Genomic DNA, 19,642 nt, shown 5'->3' on the forward strand with positions numbered 1-19,642 from the left:
ACAGGGCGGATGTTCCCCCGCCGTCCGAATAGGCTCTAATGAAGGCCTCCCCGCCCCCAGGAGGTACGCCCCGTGGCGAGCGTCGCCGAGCTCAAGGCAGCCATCGACGTGGCACTGCAACAGATCGGCGACGGCCAGAGCGCCGTGCAGGCCGCCGGCGAGAAGCTCGCCGAGGCCCAGCAGACCCTGGCGGGCGCGCTGGAGGGCAGCGGGCACGAGACCGTCGAGGCGGCCCAGGCGTCGCTGACACAGGCCAGCCAGGAGTTGGAGGAGTGCCTCGCCGCCACACTCGTCGCGGTGGAGCAGGCGCAGCTCTACGTCTCCGCCCTCTGAGGCCGGCCGTGTCCATCGTCGAGGATGTGGCGGCACAGGTCCGCGCCGCCGCCGAGGAGCTGCCGGTGGGCCTGCTCGGGCAGGCGCTGGAGAAGTTCGGGCTGGCCAGCGAGCGACTGCGCTGGGTGCGGCAGGAGTCGGCCAACCCGATGGGCGTGCCGGAGCTGTCCGCCGCGACGGAGCACGCCGAGACCGCGGGCTACGCGCTGCGGCTGGCGCAGGAGCAGCTCGCCGCGTACCTGGCGGCGATCGGGATCGGCGCCGGCGGCGGGGCGCCGCCACCGCAGCAGCGCCGGGAGCCCCGGCACGACGCGCCACGCGAGGCGGCCCCGGTGGCCGTACCGGCCGAGCCCGCCGAGCAGGTGCGGCTGCGCCGTTGGTGGGCGGTGCGGGTGGCGGAGCTGACCGGGGGCGCCGAGGGCGCCGACGAGCCGGACGAGCGGATCGGCGACTCCGCCGAGCTGCTGCGCCGGGTCGTACGCGGGGTGCGCGGCGGCGACCGGGACCGGCTGCGGACCGAGTTGCGGCGGGCGCACGCGGACGTGGGGCTGGGCCTCGCCGCCATCGCCCCGCCGCTGCTGCGTGACCTGGCCGGTGAGGTGCTCGGCCACCCGCCACGCGCGGACGACCTGGGGCGACTGCGCGGCGCGGTGGACGCGCGGGTGCGGGACCTGCTGCCCGGTCTGCCGACGCCGGTGCTGGAGACGCTGCTGACCCGGGTGTGCCGGATGCCCCCGCCCCGGCGCTCCGGCGAGCCGCCGCACGCCGCCGACTCGGCCGTGACCGCCGGGGTGCTCACCGGTGTGCTGCTGGCCCGCCTCGGTCGGGACCTGCCCGCCGACGCCGGTCGGGCGGTCACCGGTGACGGCGGGGCCGCCCCGGGCGATGGCCGGGCCGCCGCGGGCGACGCCGGCCGGTCCGGACCGCGCGACGCCCGGGTGGGCGCGGTCGACAGCCGGACCGGGCCGACCGAGTCCCGGGCCAGGTCGGGCGGGACGGTGGGCGGCGCCGGGCGGGTCCCGCCACGGTCGGGCCCGTGGCACGACGCGCCGCGACGCCGGGGCTCCGATGGCTGACCGGCGCGCCCAGCTGGTCACCCGGGTCCGGGACACGCTCGCCGACGCCCTCGGCGCGACCCGCACCCGGCTGTCCGCCGCGCAGGCCGACCTGACCGCCGGGCGCGAGCGGCTGTCCCGGATCCGCCGCGCCGCGGCGGCCGTGCCGGAGCGGGTCGGCGCCGAACGGGACCGCCGGCTCGCCGAGATCGACGCGCGGCACGCGGCACGGCTCGCCGAGCTCGCCCGCCGGGCCGCTGCGGCCGCCGAGCGGGAGGCGCCGGGCGCGGCCAGCGAGCAGTGGCCACAGTGGAAGGCCACGCCCGCCGGGCGGGGTGAGCCGGCCGGCGCGCTGCGCATCGGCGCCGTCCGCATCCCCGGCGCCGAGCCGGTGCCGGCGCTGGTGCCGCTGCTCGACAGCGGGCACGTCCACCTGGGCGGCGACGACCGCGAGGGCTGCGACTCCGTGGTCTCGGCGCTGCTGCTGCGGGCCCTCGGCCGGGCCGAGCCGGGCGCGGTCCGCCTGATCGGGTACGACCCGGAGCACCTGGGCGGCGGGCTCGCCGGTTTCGCCCCGCTCGGCACCGCCGGGTTGCTCACCTTCGTCGGCCCGGGTGGCCTCGCCCGGCTCCTCGACGACCTGGTGGAGCAGATCCGCCGGATCAACGAGACGGTGCTGGCCGGCGAGCACGGCTCGCTGCGCGAGCTGGCCGCCGCGACGGGCCGCCGACCCGAGCCGTGGCGGGTGGCGGTGCTGCTCGGCGGCGACGAGCTGTCCCGGCACGAGCGCGGTCAACTCGACCGGGTGGTCCGCACCGGCGCGGCGTGCGGGGTGCACCTGGTCGTCCGCGGTGTGCCGCTGCCCGACGACCCGACCGTCACCCGGGTGGTCGCCGAGGCCGCCGGCGCCCGGGTGGGCGGCCCGCCGGGCCTGCCCGTACGGCTCGACCCGCCGCCGCCGGCCACCCTGGTCACCGAAACCTGCCGGGAGGTGGCGTCCCGGGTCAACGCCGGCCCGCCGCCGACGCCGTTCACCGACCTGCTGCCGCCGCCCGAGCGGATGTGGCAGGAGGATTCGGCCACCGGGCTCAGCGCGCCGATCGGCGAGGGTCCGCACGGCCGGCCGGTCCACCTCACCCTCGGCGACTATCCGCCGCACGCGCTGATCGGCGGGCCGTCGGGCACCGGCAAGACCAACCTCATCTTCGCCTGGATCGGCGCTCTGGCCGCCCGCTACTCCCCCGCCGAACTGGAGTTCTACCTGCTCGACTTCAAGGAGGGCGTGTCGTTCGCCCGGTTCGCGCAGGGTCGGCGCGACCCGAGCTGGCTGCCGCACATGCGCCTGGTCGGCATCAACGTCAACACCGACCGGGAGTTCGGTCTGGCGCTGCTGCGCTTCCTCGCCGAGGAGCTGCGCCGGCGCGCCGACGCGGCCAAGAAACACGAGGTCACCAAGCTCGCCGAGCTGCGTGCGGTGGACCCGACCGGGCGCTGGCCCCGGATCGTCGCGGTGGTGGACGAGTTCCAGATGCTGCTCGCCGGGCGGGACGTGGTGGCGCGGGAGGCCGCCGACCTGCTGGAGGACCTGGCCCGCCGGGGCCGTTCGCAGGGCATCCACCTGGTCCTCGCCTCGCAGGACGTCCGGGGCATCGAGGCGCTGTGGGGCCGCCCCGCGCTGGTCGCCCAGTTCACGCTCCGCATCGCCCTGCCGAAGGCGCTGCGCATCCTGGCCGAACGCAACGACGCCGCCCAGTCGCTGCCCCGCTGGCACGCGGTGGTGAACGCCGAGTCCGGTCTGCCGGAGGGCAACGAGGTCGCCCGGATCCCGTCGGCCAGCGACTGGGAGACGTGGAGCGGCCTGCAGCACCGGCTGTGGCGGATGCGCCCCCAGGACGCCGCACCGGCCCGGCTCTTCGACGGTGACGCCATCCCCCGGCTCGCCGACGCCCCGGACTTCCGGGCCCTGCGCCCCGAGGCCGGCACCCCGCGCGGCCCGGTCGCGCTGCTCGGCGAGATCATCGACGTGCAGGCCCGCTCGGCGGCGCTGCGGCTGCCCCGCGCGCCGGGCCGGAACCTGGCGGTCCTCGGCACCCGGGTCGACGAGGCGTGCGCCGTGCTCGACGCGGCGGCCCGGTCCCTCGCCCGGCAGCACCGGCCCGGCACCGCCCGGTTCTCCATCGCCTGCCTCGACCCGGACGCCGACCCGGTGGCGCGTGCCCTCTACGACGACCTCGCGGACGACGCCGCCTGGTACGACGAAGAGACCGTGTCGGAGCTGATGGCCGAGACGGCGGACGGGCTCACCGCCGCCGGTGACCCGCACTACCTGCTGCTCTTCGCGGTCGACGCGGCGGCCGGTTCGCTCGCCGCCCGGGTCGGCCGACGCACCGGCCTGGAGCAACTGCGCCGCATCCTCCACGACGGGCCGGAGCGGCGTACGCACGTGCTGGCCTGGTGGCGCGGCGTCGCCCGGATGCGCGCCGACCTGGGCGGGCCGGCGGCGCGCACCGACCAGATCGGGGCGTGGGTGGCGCTGGACACCCACGGCGGCGAGCTGGGCTCGTCCCTCTATCCCGGCACCGGCGGCCCGGACTGGTATCCGCGGCCGTGGCGCGGCCTGTTCTTCGACCGCGCGGTCCACCGCACCGGCCAGGTCATCATCCCCTATGGGCCGTCCCGATGAACGAACCGGTGACCAGCGAGACGTACGCGGCCCAGGTGCGCCGCCTGGCGGACCTGACGGCGCGGGTGCACGCCCAGCGGGAGGAGGCGCGCACCTGGTACGAGCGGCAGTGCGCGGCGGCCGAGCAGGCGGTGGCCGAGGCCGCCGAGCAGGTCCGACAGGCCGAGCAGGAGCTGGTCGACGCCCGTGAGCTGCAGGACCGCGTCGACGCGGAGGCGGCCCACCTGTGGCAGCAGTTGCGTGGCCGGCTCGGATCGGCGGGCCGGCGGCTCGGCGGGCCGCCGGCGCCGGCGACGGGTGTGGACGGTGACCCGCGTCCGCTGCTGGCCGGCGTACGGGATCTGCTGGACCGGACCCGCCAACGCGGTGAGCTGCCCGGGTCGGTGAACCCGCTGCTGGCGCTCTGCGGGGTCGTCGGCGCCGGTGTGGCGTACGCCCTCGGGGTGGGCGCCCGGGCGGCCGGTGTCGGCTACGGCGGCGACCTGGCCGTCGGGATGCCGGTGCTGGCGCTGGTCGTGACGCTGCTGGGCCCGCTGGCCGGCCTGGTGCCGGCGAAGGTGCTGGCCGACCGGCGGCACGCCGTGCTCGGCCCGCGGGCGATGACCGTGGTGCTGGCCGCCGGTCTGGTCACCACGGCCCTGCTGCTGGTGCTCGGCCGCTGACCCGGCCCGGGTCGGGACGGGACAGCGGCGTGGCGACGCGGACCCCGGCTCAGGCCGGGACCACGACCGCCTCCCGGAGCAGGCGGCGCGCGAGGACCAGCCGGTCGTCGTCGTCCGGCAGGCCGGGCAGGTCGCCGACGCGGGTGGCCGTGCCGGTGAGCAGCGCCCGAACGGCCGGCTCGCACTGGGCGGGCAGCGTGATCGTGCGGTCGAACAGGCGCAGCGCCACCCGGTCGTCGTCCCGCGGCACGAGCTGCCAGCGCAGGCCGGCGCGCGGGCTCAGCCGGGCGTCGGCGTCGAGGGCGGTCAGCGCGGCGGCCTGGGCGAGCGGCCGGATCGGCGCCGGCCGAGACGCCGGCCAGGCTCGCTGCCGCAGGCGGCCGGCCAGCGCCGCCGGGTCGGCCCGCAGCAGCCAGTCGCGCAGCGCCTCGACGGTCTCGGTGAGCTCCGGCTCGATGGCGTCCGGGTCGGCCACGTCGGTGCCGAACGGCAGGCTGGCCCGCAGCCGGGGATCCTCGGCCGCCAGCGCCAGCAGCTCCTCCACGAGCGCGTAGCGGGTCAGCGCGCGAACGCCCACCGTGAGGTGCAGCGAGCTGGACTCCTGAGCCTGCGCGCTGTGCAGCCAGCCCCGGGGCAGGTAGAGCGCGTCGCCGGGGGCGAGGACCACGTCGAGCGCGGCCGGCCCCTGCGCGGTCGCGGTGACCTCGTCGGCGCGGCCGCCCCAGGGTTGACGCTCCAGCGGGTCCGGCAGGACCGGCGGGTGGATCCGCCAGTGCTTGCGGCCGTCCACCTGGAGCACGAACACGTCGTGGGTGTCGTAGTGGGTGGCGAACCCCTGGTTGCCGGGCGGGGTGAGATAGGCGTTGACCTGCAGCGGCTGGGCGAGCGCGAGGCTCAGGTCGCGGGTGAAGTCGACCAGGGCCGGCCAGAGGCGGTGCAGGCCCTGCAGGACCAGCGTGGCGCCGCCCGCGTACTGCTCCAGCACCCGCTCGTCGAGCACCTGGTCGCCGATCTCGGCGCCGGCGCCGCCGCCGCCGGTCCAGCGGCCCGCCGGGACGAGCTCGCCGCCCTTCGCGATCCGCAGGAAGGGGGTACGCAGACCTCGCCGGCTGAGCAGCTCGTCGGCGTCGGCCGGGCTGAGCAGGTCGGTGAAGCCGGCCGGGTTGGGCAGCTCGTCGGCGCGGGACAGCAGTGGTGTCCGCCCCCAGTGCGCGGCGGCGAACTTCGCGGGTTCGACGGACACGCAGCGGGCGAGCGCCGCCGCCGGTTCGGCGGACGCGACCGCCGGACGGCCGTGGCCGCCCGGCGGGTCGAGGTGCGTCACGGCCCGCTACCGGGCGCTGCCGTCGGCGCCGCCGTCGTGCTGGCCGGGCGTGGCACCGCCGTCGGCCGGACCCTCCGCGCTGCCGTCCGCACCACCGTCGTGCTGACCCGGCGTGGCACCGCCGTCGGCCGGACCCTCCGCGCTGCCGTCCGCACCACCGTCGTGCTGACCCGGCGTCGCACCACCGTCGGCCGGACCCTCCGCGCTGCCGTCCGCACCACCGTCGTGCTGACCCGGCGTCGCACCACCGTCGGCCGGGCCTTCCGCGCCCCCGCCGCCGGTGGTCTGCATGTCGTCGTCGTTGAGTGGCATCGGTACTCCCTCGGATGTGCGCGCCCCGCCGTACGCGGGGGTCCGTCGTGCAGCGGGTGGTACCCCCCACGATCTTTCCTAACCCCACCGTAGGCGCCGGAACCTGCTGGCACGGGCGCTTTCCGCGGGCCCTCCGAGGACGTACGGGCCGGGCGACGGCCCGCCGGCGGGCGCGTGGGCGCCGACGGTGCCAGGATGAGGGGAATGATTCTGGTGGGCACGTCCGGCTGGCAGTACCGCGACTGGCGGGACCGGTTCTATCCGGCCGGTCTGCCCCAGCGGCGGTGGCTGGAACACTACGCCGAACGGTTCGCCACGGTGGAGGTCAACAACGCCTTCTACCGGCTGCCGGAGCGGGACACGTTCGCCGCGTGGCGGGCCCGGACACCGGACGACTTCTGCGTGGCGGTGAAGATGAGCCGCTACCTGACGCACGTCAAGCGGCTGCGGGAGCCGGCCGAACCGGTGGCGCGTTTCCTCGACCGGGCGACCGCGCTCGGCGACCGGCTCGGCCCGGTCCTGGTGCAGCTCCCGCCCAACCTGCGCGCCGACGTGCCGGCGTTGGACGCCACGCTGCGGCTCTTCCCGGAGCGGGTGCGGGTGGCGGTGGAGCCCCGCCACCCGTCCTGGTGGACGGCCGAGACCCGGGCGGTGCTGGAGCGGCACCGGGCGGCGCTGGTGTGGGCCGACCGGTTGGGCCGACCGGTCGCGCCGATGTGGCGTACCACCGACTTCGGCTACCTGCGGCTGCACGAGGGACGCGCCCGGCCGCACCCCCGCTACGGGCTTGCGGCGCTCGCCTCCTGGGTACGCCGGCTCGCCGACACGTTCGGCGACGCCACCGCGTACGTCTACTTCAACAACGACCCGGGCGGCGCCGCCGTCGTCGACGCGGTCGCGTTCGCCCGCCTCGCCCAGCGCGCCGGGCACCCGGCGAGCCGGGTCCCGACGGCGTGAGCGTCACCGCGGCCCGTCCCCTGGCACGGGCGGGCCGGCGGAGCGTCAGGGCATCATCCTCGCCAGGTCGCGCGGCATGGTGTCCTTGACCTCCTGCCACTCACCCTGGGTGACGTGCTTGCGCAGCGTGTCCAGGACCACCTGGGTGATCCGCTCCGGGCCGCCTTCGACGTCGTACGGGAAGCCCTGCCGGACCTCGTAGAGGAAGTCCTCGCGGTTCAGCTTCACCGGCACGTCGGACGGACGCCAGCCGTCGAAGTAGATGCCGCGTACCAGGATCGGCAACTGCTGCGCGAACTCGACGCTCTCCTGCACGGGCAGTCGGTCCCGCAGCAGGTGCAGTACCGTCCGCAACGCCGCGTAGGACTGGTTGCGCTGCGCCTTCGGCCAGCCGTAGGCGCTCTCGATGTCCTTCAGGATCAGGTTCGTCTTGTCCAGCGAGGACTCGAACGCCGATATCAACTGCTCAGCCATTTTCCCACCCCCGGTCCTGGGTCTCCCAGCGTCGGTCGTCGTCACGCCGTGGCGGGCCCGCCGGGCCGCCGCGCGCGCGTACCGGGCTCCGTCTCCCGGCGCGCTCGCCCCGCCGGGAGCCGTCGTTCGCACCGACCACCCGCAGGACGGCGCCCCGCCGGGGATCTGCCACCACCCGAGCCGTCATTCCCGGTCACCTCCTCGTGGTGCGCCGGCCGCGTCGGGCCGTACGCAACCTCCACGCTGCCCCGGAATCGGGTGAGCCGGCCTCACCCAGTGGGGGTGAGGGCGCGCTCAGTCCGCGTCGAGCAGACCGGCGAGGGTGGTGGCGTTGGTCTGGGCGTAGTCGCGGTAGCAGTTGTTCATGAGAACGTGGGTCTGCTCCGCCGAGTCGGCGAGCTCGCGCAGCCGGGGCGCCCAGTCCCGCAGCTCCCGGTCGGAGTAGCGGTAGCCGAACTTCTCGTGGATGTCCTTGCTCGTCCACTTGTCGCTGTGCCCGTGGAACCGCACGACCGCGAGGTCCGCGGTGGCGGCCAGCACCGGCGGCACCGACGAGCGGTGCCCCTGCGGCATGTCCACGCAGACGTACGGCAGCCGGTGCTCGCGCAGGAACGCGAGTGTCTCGTCGCGGTTGGCGCCGTCGAACCAGGACGCGTGGCGGAACTCGTAGACCGCCCGCAGGGGTGCGCAGCGCCGGGCCACCTCCAGCAGGTACTGCTTGTTGTCCCGCTTGATGGTGAACCACGGCGGGAACTGGAACAGCAGGGCGCCCAGCTTGCCCGCGTCGACCAGCGGGTCGAGCGCGGACAGGAAGCGCGTCCACACCTCCTCGTACGCCTGGGCGGGCAGCGCGTCGGGGTAGACAGTGCGCTTGTCCGTCTCCGGACGCAGGTCCTTGTAGAGGGCGCTGACCTTCGTCGGATGCCCGGTCAGGAGGCTGAACGCCTTGACGTTGAACGTGAAGCCGGCCGGTGTGCGCTCCGCCCACAGCCGTGCGGTGCGCTCGGCCGGCGGCGAGTAGTAGGTGGCGTCCACCTCGACCAGGGGGAACCGGCGGGCGTAGTACGCGAGGCGCTTCTCCGGCGTGTCGGCCGTCTGCGGATACCAGCCGGAGTCCAACAGGGTCCGGTCGGTCCAGGACGCGGTGCCCACCTTGATGTCACCCATGGGTGAAGTCCACCGCGCTCCGGACCGACCGGCAACCGCTGCGTCCGGTCAGGCCGCCCGACGTTCGCGGGTCTGCTTGCAGGACACGCACGTCGTGGCGGAGGGGAAGATCTCCAGACGCTCGACGGGGATGGGCTTCGTGCAGCCCTCGCAGAAGCCGTAGGTGCCCTCGTCGAGCCGGGTCAGCGCGTGCTCGTACTGGGCGCGGCGGTCGAGGATCGTGCGCAGCAGGGACTGGGCGGTGTCGCGCTCCGCGGTCTTCGTACCGCTGTCGGCCTGGTCGTCGCCGGCGGTGTCGCCGACCTCCACCAGCCGCAGCACCTGGCTCTGCAGCACGGCCTGCTCGTACTCGGCCGACAGCTCGTCGTAACGCGTCTGCAGGGACTGCCGGATCTGGTCGGTCTCCGCCTGCGAACGGGCCGTTCCGACCGTGTCATGGACGAGCATCGCTGCCTGCCTTTCTGGCATCTGGTCAACCGGCGGCCCGGTGCCCCCCGGCCCCGGTCACGGTCGCGTGCGGTACACGGGCGATCACCCGTGCTCTGTGAGCCGGGCGATTACCCGCCGGATGACTCGACCAAACCGGCGAATTCGGGGACACCTCACGCCGACGCGGACGGCTCCACGACGGCGGGGTGGCGGGGGTCGTCGACGCGTACCACGACGTCGGCGAAGGAGGCGGGATCGACCTCGTCGGCGTACCGGTCGAAGGCCGGCAGCGTCCACCGCTGCTCCGGTTCGGTGCGGCGGCGCAACGCGGACGGCGACAGGGCGAGGTGGACGGTCACGTCGAAGTCGAGAGCACCGCCGAGCAGCAGCGGCCCGCTGACGAGCACCACCCCGCCGGCGGGCAGGTCGACGTACGCGGCGCGGCTGGCCCGGTCGGTCGTGGCGTCCCACAGGGAGGGCAGCACCCGCCCGGAGCCGCCCGGACCGGCCGGGTCGAGCACCTCCCGCCGCAGTCCCGCCTCGTCCACCCAGCCCTCGTAGTACGCGTCGGGGTTGGTCCGGCCCTGCTCCAGCCGCACCGAGGCGGGGCGGAGGAAGTCCGTGGTGCGGACGTGCAACGCCGGCCGCCCCCGGGCGCGCAGCGGGTCGATCAACGCGGCCGCGAGGTCCTCGGGGCGCGCGGCGCTCGGGCCGTCCACGCCGACCCGCAGCCGGGCTTCGGCGACGTGGTCGGCCCGCTCGGTCAGGCGGTCGGTCAGCTCGGTGACGAGTCGTTCGGGTGTGATGGGGCGGATGTGCACCCGACCATCCTGCCGCGCCGGCCGGGCGGGCTGTCGGAGTCGGGCGGGCGGGTGCCCGTGACGGCGACGGTGTCAGGCGTTGCGGTCGACGGTGACCCGGGCGTCGTCGGCGAGCCGGTAACCGACGCCGTAGACCGTGGTGACCAGCGGCACGTCGACGCCGACCTTGCCGCGCAGGCGGCGGACGTGCACGTCCACGGTGCGGACACCGGCGTGCTCGTAGCCCCACACGGCGTTGAGCAGTTGCAGCCGGGTGAACACCCGGCGCGGGTGGGCGACGAGGTGCAGCAGGAGATCGAACTCCAACCGGGTGAGCGGCAGCGGCTCGCCGTCGCGCAGGACGGAGCGGGACGACGCGAGGATGTGCAGGGCGGGGATGGTCGGGGCGAGGGGGCGGGCCGGGCTGCGACCGGCCGGCAGCTGGTCGGGGCGCCGTTCCAGGGGGACGTTGCTGGCGACGACCCCCTCGCCGCGCTCGATCATCTCGCGGGCGGCCTCCAGCAGCCGACGGGCCGGCGGCGTCAGCGTCTCCTCGGCGGCGAGCGGGATGGAGAGTGTCACGGTGAGCACCGGCGCGGACGCCGTGTTCGCCGGGCGGCGCTGGCCGCCCGGGGGTCGACCGGGGACCGCGGGTTGGGACGTATGCCATCCGGCGCGCGACGAGGCGGGGCTGACCGACATGGTCCTCCTTGGCTGGTCCGGGTATCTCCCCACGGCCCGGGACGCCGCTTCATCGATGCTTCCCGGCGCCCGTGCGAGGGTCAAGAGGCGGCTGCGTTGCATGAATGTGACAATTGACGAACACATCGGAGCCGTCTGCTCGCTCTGCGTACGAAGCCTGATGATTACAGCAGAGTCGACGAGATGACCCGATACGGGGGGTGCCCGCCCGGTTCACGTTCGGTCCCGGACGCCACCCTCGGTGCCGGGCGCCGGCCCGGCGACCTCGGACGGTCGCGCTCCCATGTGGAGCCCACCGTCACGGGGACGGGACACGAAGCCGGGCCGGACACGCCCACCGGGGCGCACCGCCGCCCGGCGTGCCGCTCCCGGACACGCCGACGTGGCACGCCCGTTCTCCCGGGCGTGCCACGTCGGCCCGGCGGGTCAGCGGGTCGGGTCGACCGCGATCGGCGCGTCGTCGGCCAGCCGGTAGCCCACGCCGTAGACGGTGGTGACCACGGGCGTGTCCACGCCGAACTTGGCGCGCAGCCGCCGCACATGGACGTCGACCGTACGGGCTACGGCGTGCTCGTAGCCCCAGACGTTCGCGAGCAGCTGCAACCGGGTGAACACCCGCCGGGGTCGCTCGGCCAGGAACAGCAGCAGGTCGTACTCGATCCGGGTGAGCGGGACGGCACGGTCGCCGTGGCGTACGACCCGGGAGCCGGCCAGGATGCGGACCTCGTCCGGCCGCGCGGCGGGCGGGTCCACGGCGGCGCTTGGGCCGGCGGGGACGAACTCCGGAGTGCGGGGCGTCGGGACGGCGCCCCCGGCGCGCAGCCGCCCCTCCCCCGACTCGGCGAGTTCCCCGATCAGGTCGAGGAGGCGGGCCAGCCGCGGCGTCAGCGAACCCGACGCGAGGTCGACGGTGAGGGTGAGGGTGGCCGGGGACCGGGCCGGACCGGTGCGGTCGGTGCGGACCGGCGGGTGGGGCCGTGGAGAGATGGCGACGGCGGACATGGTGCCTCCTGTGACGGCGTACGCCCGCCACGCCCGGTCGAGCGTGACGGTCAGCGAAGCGCCCGGTCGGCGGTCACCGGGGGCGCGAGAGGGGACGGCCGCAGCGCGGTCGGGCCGAGGGCCGGAAGGCCGGCGATCCGCCAGGCGGCGAACCCGCCGATGACGTCGGTGGCCCGGTGCAACCCGAGGTCCTGGAGAGCGGCGGCGGCGAGCGAGGAGGTGTAGCCCTCCTGACAGATGATGATCACCTGGAGGTCGTAGCCGACCGCCTGGGGCAGTCGGGCCGACGAGCGGGGGTCGAACCGCCACTCCAGCACGTTGCGCTCCACGGCGAGGGAGCCCGGCACGGTGCCGTGGGCGGCCCGCTGGGCGGCCGGCCGGATGTCGACGAGCAGCGCGCCGGCGCGGTACGCCAGGTGCGCCTGCTCCGGGTCGAGCCGGGCGAGCCGGGCGCGGGCCGCGGCCAGGATCTCGTCGATGCCGCGGGAGCCCGGCGGCGGGACCGGGGCCGGACAGCGGGTGGCGCGGGACTGGTGCATGCGCGGTTCCTTCCGGGAACGATGGCGGACGGTGGGTCCGGGACAGCGGGAGGTCACCAGGCGACGCCGGCCTCGGCCACGTCGGCGGCCCGGAGCCGACCCTCGGTGATTGTGTAACGCGTCATGCGACGCAGGGCGGGGCGGTAGACGTGCACGCTGACGGCCGGCTCGGCGTCGCGGTTGGTGACCTGGTGCACGTGTCGGGCGCCGAAGCGGCGCCCGCTGCCGGCGGCGAGCCGGTGCGGGCGCAGCCGACCACCGCTGACCGTCTCCTCGGTCAACGTCCCGGAGACCACCAGGAACGCGCCCGCCGAGCCACCGTGGTCGTGCAGGTCGGTGCCCTGGCCGGGCAGCCAGCTCAGCGCCCACACCTCGTGGTCGGCGGCGGCGGCCAGGCGCGCGTACCAGCGCTCGGCGGGATCGAAACGCAGCGGCACCGGCCAGTCGGCGGGCTCGACCGCCCACCGGGCGGCGACGGCGAGCAGGTCGGGCTCCGGGCGGTCGCGGTTCATGAGGTCCTCGCGGGTCGGGCGGCGGGGTCGCCCTCCACTCTAGGCGGCAAACCCTATCGGTTTAGTAGGCATTCCGTATGCTGGGACGCGGGGCGAAGGCTCGACCGCCCCAGGTCAGCGCCGCACCGGCGGTCCCACCCGGTAGCCCGGGACCGACGGCCAGCGCACGGTCAGCACCACCGACTCGGTCTCCGCGTACCAACTGTGGTCGACGCCCCGACCCCACACCACGTAGTCACCGGGCTCACCGAGCACCACCGTGCGGTCCGGCAACTCGACCCGGAACCGGCCGCTGACCAGCACCAGCAGCGCCGTACGCCGCTCCCCGGTCGCCCACCGGGCCCGGGCCTCCCCCGCCGGGTGGACGCCCCACTTCACCTCGACCTCGGTGCTGTGCCGCGGGTCGCCCGGTGGCATGAAGTGCCCGAGCAGCCACCCCGCGTTGACCGCGCCGTCCGCGCCGGCGTTGCCCACGTACACCCGGTCGTCCATCGTCCTCCCCCACCGCCGGGCGAGGACCGTACCAGGCGGGGCCGCCACCGGTGGTGGGCGTGTGAGGTCTCACCCCTGCGGGAACGTGGGCGCACGCCTAACCTGGACCGGTGAGCGAGGAACTCGACGCCGCGACGCTGGCGTTCGCACACCGGATGTTCGACCTCGCCCGGGCGGGCGCCACCGAGGAACTCGCCGCGCAGGTCGACGCCGGCCTGCCGGTCAACCTGACCAACGACCGGGGCGACACCCTGCTGATCCTGGCCGCCTACCACGCCCGCCCGGACACCGTGGCCGCCCTGCTCGACCGGGGCGCCGACCACACCCGCACCAACGACCGGGGACAGAACGCGCTCGCCGCGGCGGTCTTCCGCAGCAGCGCCGACGCCGTACGGGCGCTGCTCGACGCCGGCGCCGACCCCGACCTGGGCACGCCGTCGGCCGTGGACACCGCCCGCTTCTTCGACCTGCCCGAGATGCTGGCCCTGCTCCGAGCGGAGTGACCGCCGGGCGGGCCGGGACGACAGCCGGTATACAGGGGCGGTGGAGGATCCCCTGCCCGAGCAGATGCGCGCCGCCGGCACGGCGCTGCTGGCCACACTGGACGAGCCGGCGCGCGCCGCCGCGGCGTACCGGTTCGACGACGAGAGCGCCCGGCGCTGGCTGGAGTATCGGCCACGCCCCCGTCCGGGGGTCTGCCTCGCCGACCTGGATGTCGCCGGCCGCAAGGCCGCCCACCGGTTGCTGGCGACGGCGCTGAGCCCGGCCGCGTACGCCCAGGCGATGGCGATCATCGCCCTGGAGGAGGTGCTCGACCGGGCCGAGGAGTGGCGCCGGGGCCGGCACAGCGGCGACTACTGGGTGGCGGTCTTCGGAGACCCGCACCGCGACGACCGCTGGGCGTGGCGGCTGGAGGGGCATCACCTGTCGGTCAGCATGACGGTGGTGGACGACCGGGTCTCCCCCGCACCGATCTTCTTCGGTGCCAACCCGGCCGCCGTCCGGCACGCGGGCCGCCCGGTGTCCCGCCCGCTGGGCGTCGAGGAGGACCTCGGCCGCGAGCTGCTGGCCGCGATGGGACCGGCCGCCCGCGCCGCCGCGATCATCGCCGACGAGGCGCCCGGCGACATCGTCAGCGCCACCCGACCCCGGGTGGACGCGCCCCTCGAACCGCTCGGCGTGCCCGCGGACCGCCTCGGCCCCACCGGCCGGGCGCTGCTCGACCAGCTCGTCGCCCTCTACCTGGACCGGCTCCCGCCCGAGCTGGCCGTCCGGGAGGCGCGCCGCCTCGACGGGCGGGAGCGGCACTTCGCGTGGGCCGGCCCGACCCGCCCCGGCCAGCGCCACTACTACCGGGTGCAGAGCGACGACCTGCTGATCGAGTACGACAACACCACCGAGGACGGCAACCACGCGCACACGGTGCTGCGCCGCCCGTCCAGCGACTTCGGCGAGGACGTCCTGGCCACCCACCACCAGTCCGCCCACCCCTGACCACCCCCTCCGCGCCACGCCCCCGGCCCGGCCCGGCCCGGTCCCGGCCCGGGGATCGCCGGGGGCAGGGGCGACCGGGGGCTCGTCAGCGGTGGGCTTCGATCAGGAAGCGGCGGGCGTGGGCCACGAAGGGACCCTCGGCCCGGATGCGGTGGTGCAGGGCGAGCAGTTCCGCCCGGTACCGGTCCACGGTGAAGCCGGGCACCGTCCAGACGACCTTCCGCAGGAACCAGACCACCGCGCCGATGTCGTGGAAGACGGTACGCAGCGTGGCCTCGCGCAGGTCGACCACGGTGAGCCCGGCGGCCCGGGCGGCCGCCACGGCCTGGTCCGGGTGCCGCTGGGTGGGCGGCGGCAGCGGGCCGAGGATCGCCTCGCTGACCTCACGTACGGTGCCCGCCCCGATCTGCTGCGACAGGAACGTGCCGCCGCGCCGCAGCACCCGGGCGGTCTCCGGCCAGTCCGTGCGCACGGGGTGCCGGCTGACCACCAGATCGAACGAGGCGTCCCGGAACGGCAGCGGGGCGTCCGGGGTGACCGCCACGACGGTGGCGCCGAGCGGGGCCAGGGTCCGGCGGGCGACCGCGACGTTCGGCGGCCAGCCCTCGGTGGCCACCAGCAGCCGGGGCGGTCGGGGCACCTCGGCGAGCACCTCCCCGCCGCCGGTGTCCACGTCCAGCGCGGCGTCGGCGCCGGCCATCCGGCTGGTCACCAACCGGGCGTACCCCCAGGGCGGCCGCTCCTCGGTGGCCCGGCCGGCGAGCCAGTCGAAGGCCCAGCCGTCGACGGGCGCGGCCGCGCCCTCGGCGATCAGCTTCGCGAAGTCCGGGTCGGTCGTCACCCGGGCGAGCCTGCCGGGCCGCCCGTGGCAGCGCAACGGAGTTCACGACGGCTCACGGTCGGGGTCGGACGATCTCCACGGTTGAGCCGGCGACGCCGGGCAGGGCGTCGAAGCTGGTCTCCTCGGCGCCGGACTCGTCGAACCGCTGGACGAGCCGCGCGCCGAGGCGTACGCCCACGGCGCCGACGGTCAGGGCGACCAGTTCGGTGACGAGCATCGGGACGGAGGCCCCACGCTGCGGAGCGTCGGACCGGATGAGGCAGGCCACCAGGAACAGCCCGGCCATCGCCAGGTTCACCAGGTTGAACGCGACGGCGGTGCGCCGGGTCCGGCCGCCGGGCACGTCCCACAGGTCGACCATGCCGGCCACCGCGGTCAGTCCGGCGGCGACCAGGGCGGCCACGGCCGTCCAGTAGCCGACCTCGCCGAGGAAGGCGGGTCCGCCGATCACGTCGGTCAGGTCGAAGACGACCGCGCTGACGAAGAGCCCGTACGGGAACGTCACCAGCATCGGTTGGATCGGGTGCCCCTGGACCCGCAGCCGGCTCTGCATCGTTCCCTCCCCCTGGTCGGCTCCGCTCTCTGAGCCCAGAGTGCTACCCGGGCGCACCCGGGACGAAACGACACGACGGGGACGGCTCAGCTCTCCCGGGGCCGGGCCACGGTGCGGACCAGCCGCTCGGCGACCTCGCGGAGCGGGATGTCGAGCGAGGAGGCGGCGGTGCGCAGGACGTCGAGGGCCTCCTCGGCGGGGCAGCCCCGCTGCGTCATGATCACGCCGACGGCCTGCCCGACGACGCCGTCGTGCAACAGCGCGGCGTCCCACTCGCCCGCCACCGCCAGCCGGTGGGCCCGGTCCCGGACGGCCGCCAGCAGCAGGCCGGCGTGCTCGGCGAGCAGCATCGCGGTGAGCTGGTGCTGGGTGCCCAGCCGGTCGGGGGCGTCGGCGTACAGGTTGATCGCGCCGAGCACGTGGTCGTCGACGTCGAGCGGTGCGGAGATCACCCCGTGGACGCCGAGGTCGACGGCGCGCGGTCGCCACTGCGGCCAGCGGCTCTCCCGGCCGAGGTTCTCCGACAGCACCATCTCCCGCCGGCGGATGGCCTCCATCGCCGGCGAGTCGGGCCCGCGCCGCGGGTCGTCCAGGTCGGCCAGCCGCGGCTCGGAGGCCGCGCCGCCGGACGGCTCACCGGCACGCAGGACGGTGAAGCCGGACCAGGTGACGCCGGCCACCGCGTCCCGCGTGATCCGCACGAGGGCGGCCAACGCCTCATCGAAATCGGTCACGGCGATGAGGCCGGCGGTCAGCTCGCGGAGCAGCGCGGCGGTCTCCAGCGCGCCGACGGTCTCCACCACCGGTTGCTGAGTGTCCAGGTTCACCGGGTCACAGCCCTCGCTTCGGGCCCCGCGGCGACGCGCCCGGCCGATGTCTTCACGTGCGTCATATCTGCTCTCCCGAGTCTCCGGACCCGCCCCTACTACCCCGGGAACATGGGTCGAAACGGACGTAACGGGGTCCCGTCCGGGCCAGGACGGTCGAACGGGACCCCGTTGACGTCAGCGGGGCGCGCCGGTGAGCCGCCGGCCCACCGCCGCGATCAACCGGTCCAGCTCGGAGCCGAACGGGTTGTCGTGGACGAGGTAGGTCCAGGTGGCGCTGGGGCGCACCAGGTCCGCCTCGTCCGGCTCCCAGTCGTCGTCGAATTCGGTCTCGGCGAAGGTGGCGAGCGTGCGTGCCTCGATCTCCGGAATGAGCGCGTTGAACGCCGGCACGGCGGCCCGGTGGAACTCGTCGAGCGGGTCGAGCCGGCCCAGCGCCCGCAGGTGCACACCCTCGCGGACCTCGGACAGCTCGGCCAGGTGCTCGGCCCATAGCCGGTCGAGGTGGAAGAGCGCGATCGAGCGGGCGACGCGGGCCAGCAGGTCCTCGTCCATCTCGCCGGCCTTCTCGGGCATCTTGTCCAGCAGCATGAGCGCGGCCACGTCGCTGGTGAGCAGGCGCTCGCGCCGCTCGGCGAGGGCCTTGCGCTGCTGCTCGATCACCACGCTGTAGCGCCAGGTGTTGCGGTGGATCTCGTGGTTGACGCCCTCGGCGACCCGCTGGGCGTGCTCCACCGCGTAGTCGACCTGCTCGTCGGTGACCAGACCGTCGGCGTTCATCCGCGGCGACGCGGGCACCGAGTCGGCCGCGTGCCGGACGACGAGGTCGTCCTCCAGACTGACGAAGAACACCGAGCCACCCGGGTCACCCTGCCGGCCGGCGCGGCCACGCAGCTGGTCGTCGACCCGGCGGCTGTCGTGCCGGCCGCTGCCGATCACGTAGAGCCCGCCGAGGTCGGCCACCCGGTCCCGGTCGGACTGGTCGCTGCCGCCGAGCCGGATGTCGACACCGCGACCGGCCATCTGGGTGGAGACCGTCACCGCGCCGTACGCGCCGGCCTCGGCGATGATCGAGGCCTCCTCGTCGTCGTTCTTGGCGTTGAGCACCACGCAGGGCACACCCGCCGCGTGCAGCCCGGCGGCCAGGCCCTCGGACTCCTTCACGTCCAGGGTGCCGACCAGCACCGGCCGGCCGGCGGAGTGGCAGCGGCGGATCTCGTCGATCAGCGCCTCCTCCTTCTCCGCCCGGGTCGCGTAGATCCGGTCCGGCTCGTCCTCGCGGACGCACGGCGTGTTCGGCGGGATCACCGCCACCTCGAGGCCGAAGAACTCGCGCAGCTGGTCGCCGACCAGCACCGCGGTCGCGGTCATCCCGCAGACCTTCGGGTAGAGCCCGATGAACGCCTGCACGGCGATCGTGCCCAGCACCTCGCCCTCGGCGGTGGCGTCGAGCCCCTCCTTGGCCTCCACGGCGGCCTGGAGACCGTCCGGCCAGCGGCGACGCTGGGCCACCCGGCCGCGCATCTCGTCGATCAACTCGACCGAGCCGTCGCGGACGATGTAGTCCACGTCACGGTGCAGCAGGGCGTGCGCGTGCAGCGCCACGTTGACCGCGGAGAGCTGCTCGACGTGCTCCTCGTCGTAGAGGTCGATGCCCAGCTTGGCCTCGACGGCGGCCAGGCCGGCGGAGGTGAAGGCCACGCTGCGGCCGTCCTCGGCCGCGGTGTAGTGCTTGCCCCGACGCAGGCCACGGACCAGCGCGGCGGCGGCGTGCACCGGGTCCTGCTCGCCGGGCACCGAGCCGGCGAGCACCATCGGCACCCGGGCCTCGTCGATCAGGATCGAGTCGGCCTCGTCGACGATCGCCGTGCGCAGCGGCGGCTGCACCCGATCCTCGATGTCGGTGACCAGCTGGTCGCGCAGGAAGTCGAAGCCGGCCTCGCTGACCGAGACGTAGGTGACGTCACAGGCGTACGCGTCGCGGCGCTCCTGCGGGGTGGAGGCCTCGTTGACCCAGCCCACGGTGAGACCGAGCAGGGTGTAGACCGGCTCCATCCACTGCGCGTCGCGGCGGGCCAGGTAGTCGTTGACGGTGAGCACGTGGACCGGGCCGTTGCCCATCCGGACGTGCCCGTAGGCGGCGACGGTCGCGGTCAGGGTCTTGCCCTCACCGGTGGCCATCTCGGCGACCTTGCCGGAGAGCAGCGACATCGCGCCGAGCAGCTGGACGTCGTAGGGCCGCTGGTCGAGCCCGCGGCGCGCGGCCTCCCGGCCGATCGCGCAGATCTCCTCGTAGCCGGTGGCCTTGCCGGCGGCCTCCGTGAGCTCGGCGTCGTCGAGCGCGGCGAGCTCCTCCTCGCGCGCCTCGATCGCCGGCAGCAGCTTCTCCAGCGGGGCGAGGTCCACCGTCGTCCCCGGGCGCTCGAGGAACCGCCGGAACCTGCTCTTCAACCGTTGCGACACACCCATGAGCGGCAACGGTAC

Annotated in this window: 22 protein-coding genes; 7 read left to right on the forward strand and 15 right to left on the reverse strand. The window is 75.3% G+C overall.

From position 1 onward, the window contains the following. The first annotated feature begins 72 nt into the window (after positions 1-72). From GA0070620_RS08170 to GA0070620_RS08185, 4 genes are read left to right on the forward strand one after another with little or no spacing between them, the layout of a single operon-like run. Positions 73-333: a hypothetical protein gene (locus tag GA0070620_RS08170; RefSeq protein ID WP_091589290.1), complete on the forward strand. Its 261-nt coding sequence runs from the start codon at positions 73-75 to the stop codon at positions 331-333. 26 nt (positions 334-359) lie between these two features. Beyond that, positions 360-1,409: a hypothetical protein gene (locus GA0070620_RS08175; RefSeq protein WP_377520385.1), complete on the forward strand. Its 1,050-nt coding sequence runs from the start codon at positions 360-362 to the stop codon at positions 1,407-1,409. Continuing rightward, entirely contained in the window at positions 1,402-4,071 is a 2,670-nt protein-coding gene (locus GA0070620_RS08180) for an FtsK/SpoIIIE domain-containing protein (RefSeq protein WP_091589292.1), read from the forward strand. Before GA0070620_RS08175 ends, GA0070620_RS08180 begins: the two co-directional genes overlap by 8 nt. Beyond that, a complete protein-coding gene (locus GA0070620_RS08185) occupies positions 4,068-4,733 on the forward strand; it encodes a hypothetical protein (RefSeq protein ID WP_091589293.1) in 666 nt (221 codons plus the stop codon). Before GA0070620_RS08180 ends, GA0070620_RS08185 begins: the two co-directional genes overlap by 4 nt. Before the next feature lie 49 nt (positions 4,734-4,782). Here GA0070620_RS08185 and GA0070620_RS08190 read toward each other — a convergent pair whose 3' ends face one another. Next, positions 4,783-6,057 (reverse strand): cupin domain-containing protein, encoded by a 1,275-nt coding sequence (locus GA0070620_RS08190; RefSeq protein WP_091589294.1) that lies wholly within the window; start codon positions 6,055-6,057, stop codon positions 4,783-4,785. A gap of 6 nt (positions 6,058-6,063) precedes the next feature. Then, positions 6,064-6,369, reverse strand: coding sequence for a hypothetical protein (locus GA0070620_RS08195; protein WP_091589295.1), 306 nt, complete (start codon positions 6,367-6,369; stop codon positions 6,064-6,066). Positions 6,370-6,564: 195 nt separating this feature from the next. On the opposite strand from GA0070620_RS08195, the gene GA0070620_RS08200 reads away from it, so the two are divergent. Beyond that, positions 6,565-7,326, forward strand: a complete 762-nt coding sequence (locus tag GA0070620_RS08200) for a DUF72 domain-containing protein (RefSeq protein WP_231922290.1) — start codon at positions 6,565-6,567, stop codon at positions 7,324-7,326. A gap of 45 nt (positions 7,327-7,371) precedes the next feature. Here the strand turns inward: GA0070620_RS08200 and GA0070620_RS08205 are convergent, their stop codons facing one another. The 9 genes from GA0070620_RS08205 to GA0070620_RS08250 form a co-directional block, all read right to left on the reverse strand. Next, positions 7,372-7,800, reverse strand: a complete 429-nt coding sequence (locus tag GA0070620_RS08205; protein WP_091589297.1) for a DUF2267 domain-containing protein — start codon at positions 7,798-7,800, stop codon at positions 7,372-7,374. Positions 7,801-8,094: 294 nt separating this feature from the next. Beyond that, positions 8,095-8,967: a DUF72 domain-containing protein gene (locus GA0070620_RS08215; RefSeq protein ID WP_091589299.1), complete on the reverse strand. Its 873-nt coding sequence runs from the start codon at positions 8,965-8,967 to the stop codon at positions 8,095-8,097. A gap of 48 nt (positions 8,968-9,015) precedes the next feature. Further along, positions 9,016-9,414 carry a TraR/DksA family transcriptional regulator gene (locus GA0070620_RS08220; protein WP_091589300.1) on the reverse strand — a complete coding sequence of 133 codons (399 nt, stop codon included), beginning with the start codon at positions 9,412-9,414 and terminating at the stop codon, positions 9,016-9,018. 155 nt (positions 9,415-9,569) lie between these two features. Continuing rightward, positions 9,570-10,217: a nucleoside/nucleotide kinase family protein gene (locus GA0070620_RS08225; protein WP_091589301.1), complete on the reverse strand. Its 648-nt coding sequence runs from the start codon at positions 10,215-10,217 to the stop codon at positions 9,570-9,572. A 72-nt stretch (positions 10,218-10,289) separates the two neighbouring features. Next, a complete protein-coding gene (locus GA0070620_RS08230) occupies positions 10,290-10,898 on the reverse strand; it encodes a winged helix-turn-helix domain-containing protein (RefSeq protein ID WP_091589302.1) in 609 nt (202 codons plus the stop codon). Between the two features lie 426 nt (positions 10,899-11,324). Beyond that, the gene (locus tag GA0070620_RS08235; protein ID WP_091589303.1) at positions 11,325-11,900 is read right to left on the reverse strand and encodes a winged helix-turn-helix domain-containing protein; all 576 of its coding nucleotides are present in this window, start codon (positions 11,898-11,900) and stop codon (positions 11,325-11,327) included. Between the two features lie 50 nt (positions 11,901-11,950). Further along, entirely contained in the window at positions 11,951-12,439 is a 489-nt protein-coding gene (locus GA0070620_RS08240) for a rhodanese-like domain-containing protein (protein ID WP_091589304.1), read from the reverse strand. Between the two features lie 53 nt (positions 12,440-12,492). Further along, a complete protein-coding gene (locus tag GA0070620_RS08245) occupies positions 12,493-12,951 on the reverse strand; it encodes a cysteine dioxygenase (RefSeq protein ID WP_091589305.1) in 459 nt (152 codons plus the stop codon). A 114-nt stretch (positions 12,952-13,065) separates the two neighbouring features. Continuing rightward, positions 13,066-13,443, reverse strand: coding sequence for a cupin domain-containing protein (locus tag GA0070620_RS08250; protein WP_091589306.1), 378 nt, complete (start codon positions 13,441-13,443; stop codon positions 13,066-13,068). 110 nt (positions 13,444-13,553) lie between these two features. On the opposite strand from GA0070620_RS08250, the gene GA0070620_RS08255 reads away from it, so the two are divergent. Together GA0070620_RS08255 and GA0070620_RS08260 are read left to right on the forward strand one after the other, a co-directional pair. Beyond that, positions 13,554-13,946, forward strand: coding sequence for an ankyrin repeat domain-containing protein (locus tag GA0070620_RS08255; protein WP_091589307.1), 393 nt, complete (start codon positions 13,554-13,556; stop codon positions 13,944-13,946). 40 nt (positions 13,947-13,986) lie between these two features. After that, the gene (locus GA0070620_RS08260) at positions 13,987-14,937 is read left to right on the forward strand and encodes a DUF3500 domain-containing protein (protein WP_172836401.1); all 951 of its coding nucleotides are present in this window, start codon (positions 13,987-13,989) and stop codon (positions 14,935-14,937) included. Positions 14,938-15,022: 85 nt separating this feature from the next. On the opposite strand, the gene GA0070620_RS08265 is transcribed toward GA0070620_RS08260, so the two are convergent. From GA0070620_RS08265 to secA2, 4 genes are all read right to left on the reverse strand, one after another. Further along, positions 15,023-15,778 carry a class I SAM-dependent methyltransferase gene (locus GA0070620_RS08265; protein ID WP_091598334.1) on the reverse strand — a complete coding sequence of 252 codons (756 nt, stop codon included), beginning with the start codon at positions 15,776-15,778 and terminating at the stop codon, positions 15,023-15,025. A 52-nt stretch (positions 15,779-15,830) separates the two neighbouring features. Further along, on the reverse strand, positions 15,831-16,331 hold the full coding sequence (locus tag GA0070620_RS08270; RefSeq protein ID WP_091589308.1) for a DUF2231 domain-containing protein: 501 nt from the start codon (positions 16,329-16,331) through the stop codon (positions 15,831-15,833). Positions 16,332-16,417: 86 nt separating this feature from the next. Next, entirely contained in the window at positions 16,418-17,158 is a 741-nt protein-coding gene (locus GA0070620_RS08275) for a GAF and ANTAR domain-containing protein (protein ID WP_091589309.1), read from the reverse strand. Positions 17,159-17,335: 177 nt separating this feature from the next. After that, positions 17,336-19,627 (reverse strand): accessory Sec system translocase SecA2, encoded by a 2,292-nt coding sequence (gene secA2 / locus GA0070620_RS08280; protein ID WP_091598337.1) that lies wholly within the window; start codon positions 19,625-19,627, stop codon positions 17,336-17,338. Between the last annotated feature and the right edge of the window lie 15 nt (positions 19,628-19,642).

The sequence above is a fragment of the Micromonospora krabiensis genome, from assembly GCF_900091425.1.
Classification (GTDB): Bacteria; Actinomycetota; Actinomycetes; order Mycobacteriales; family Micromonosporaceae; genus Micromonospora; species Micromonospora krabiensis.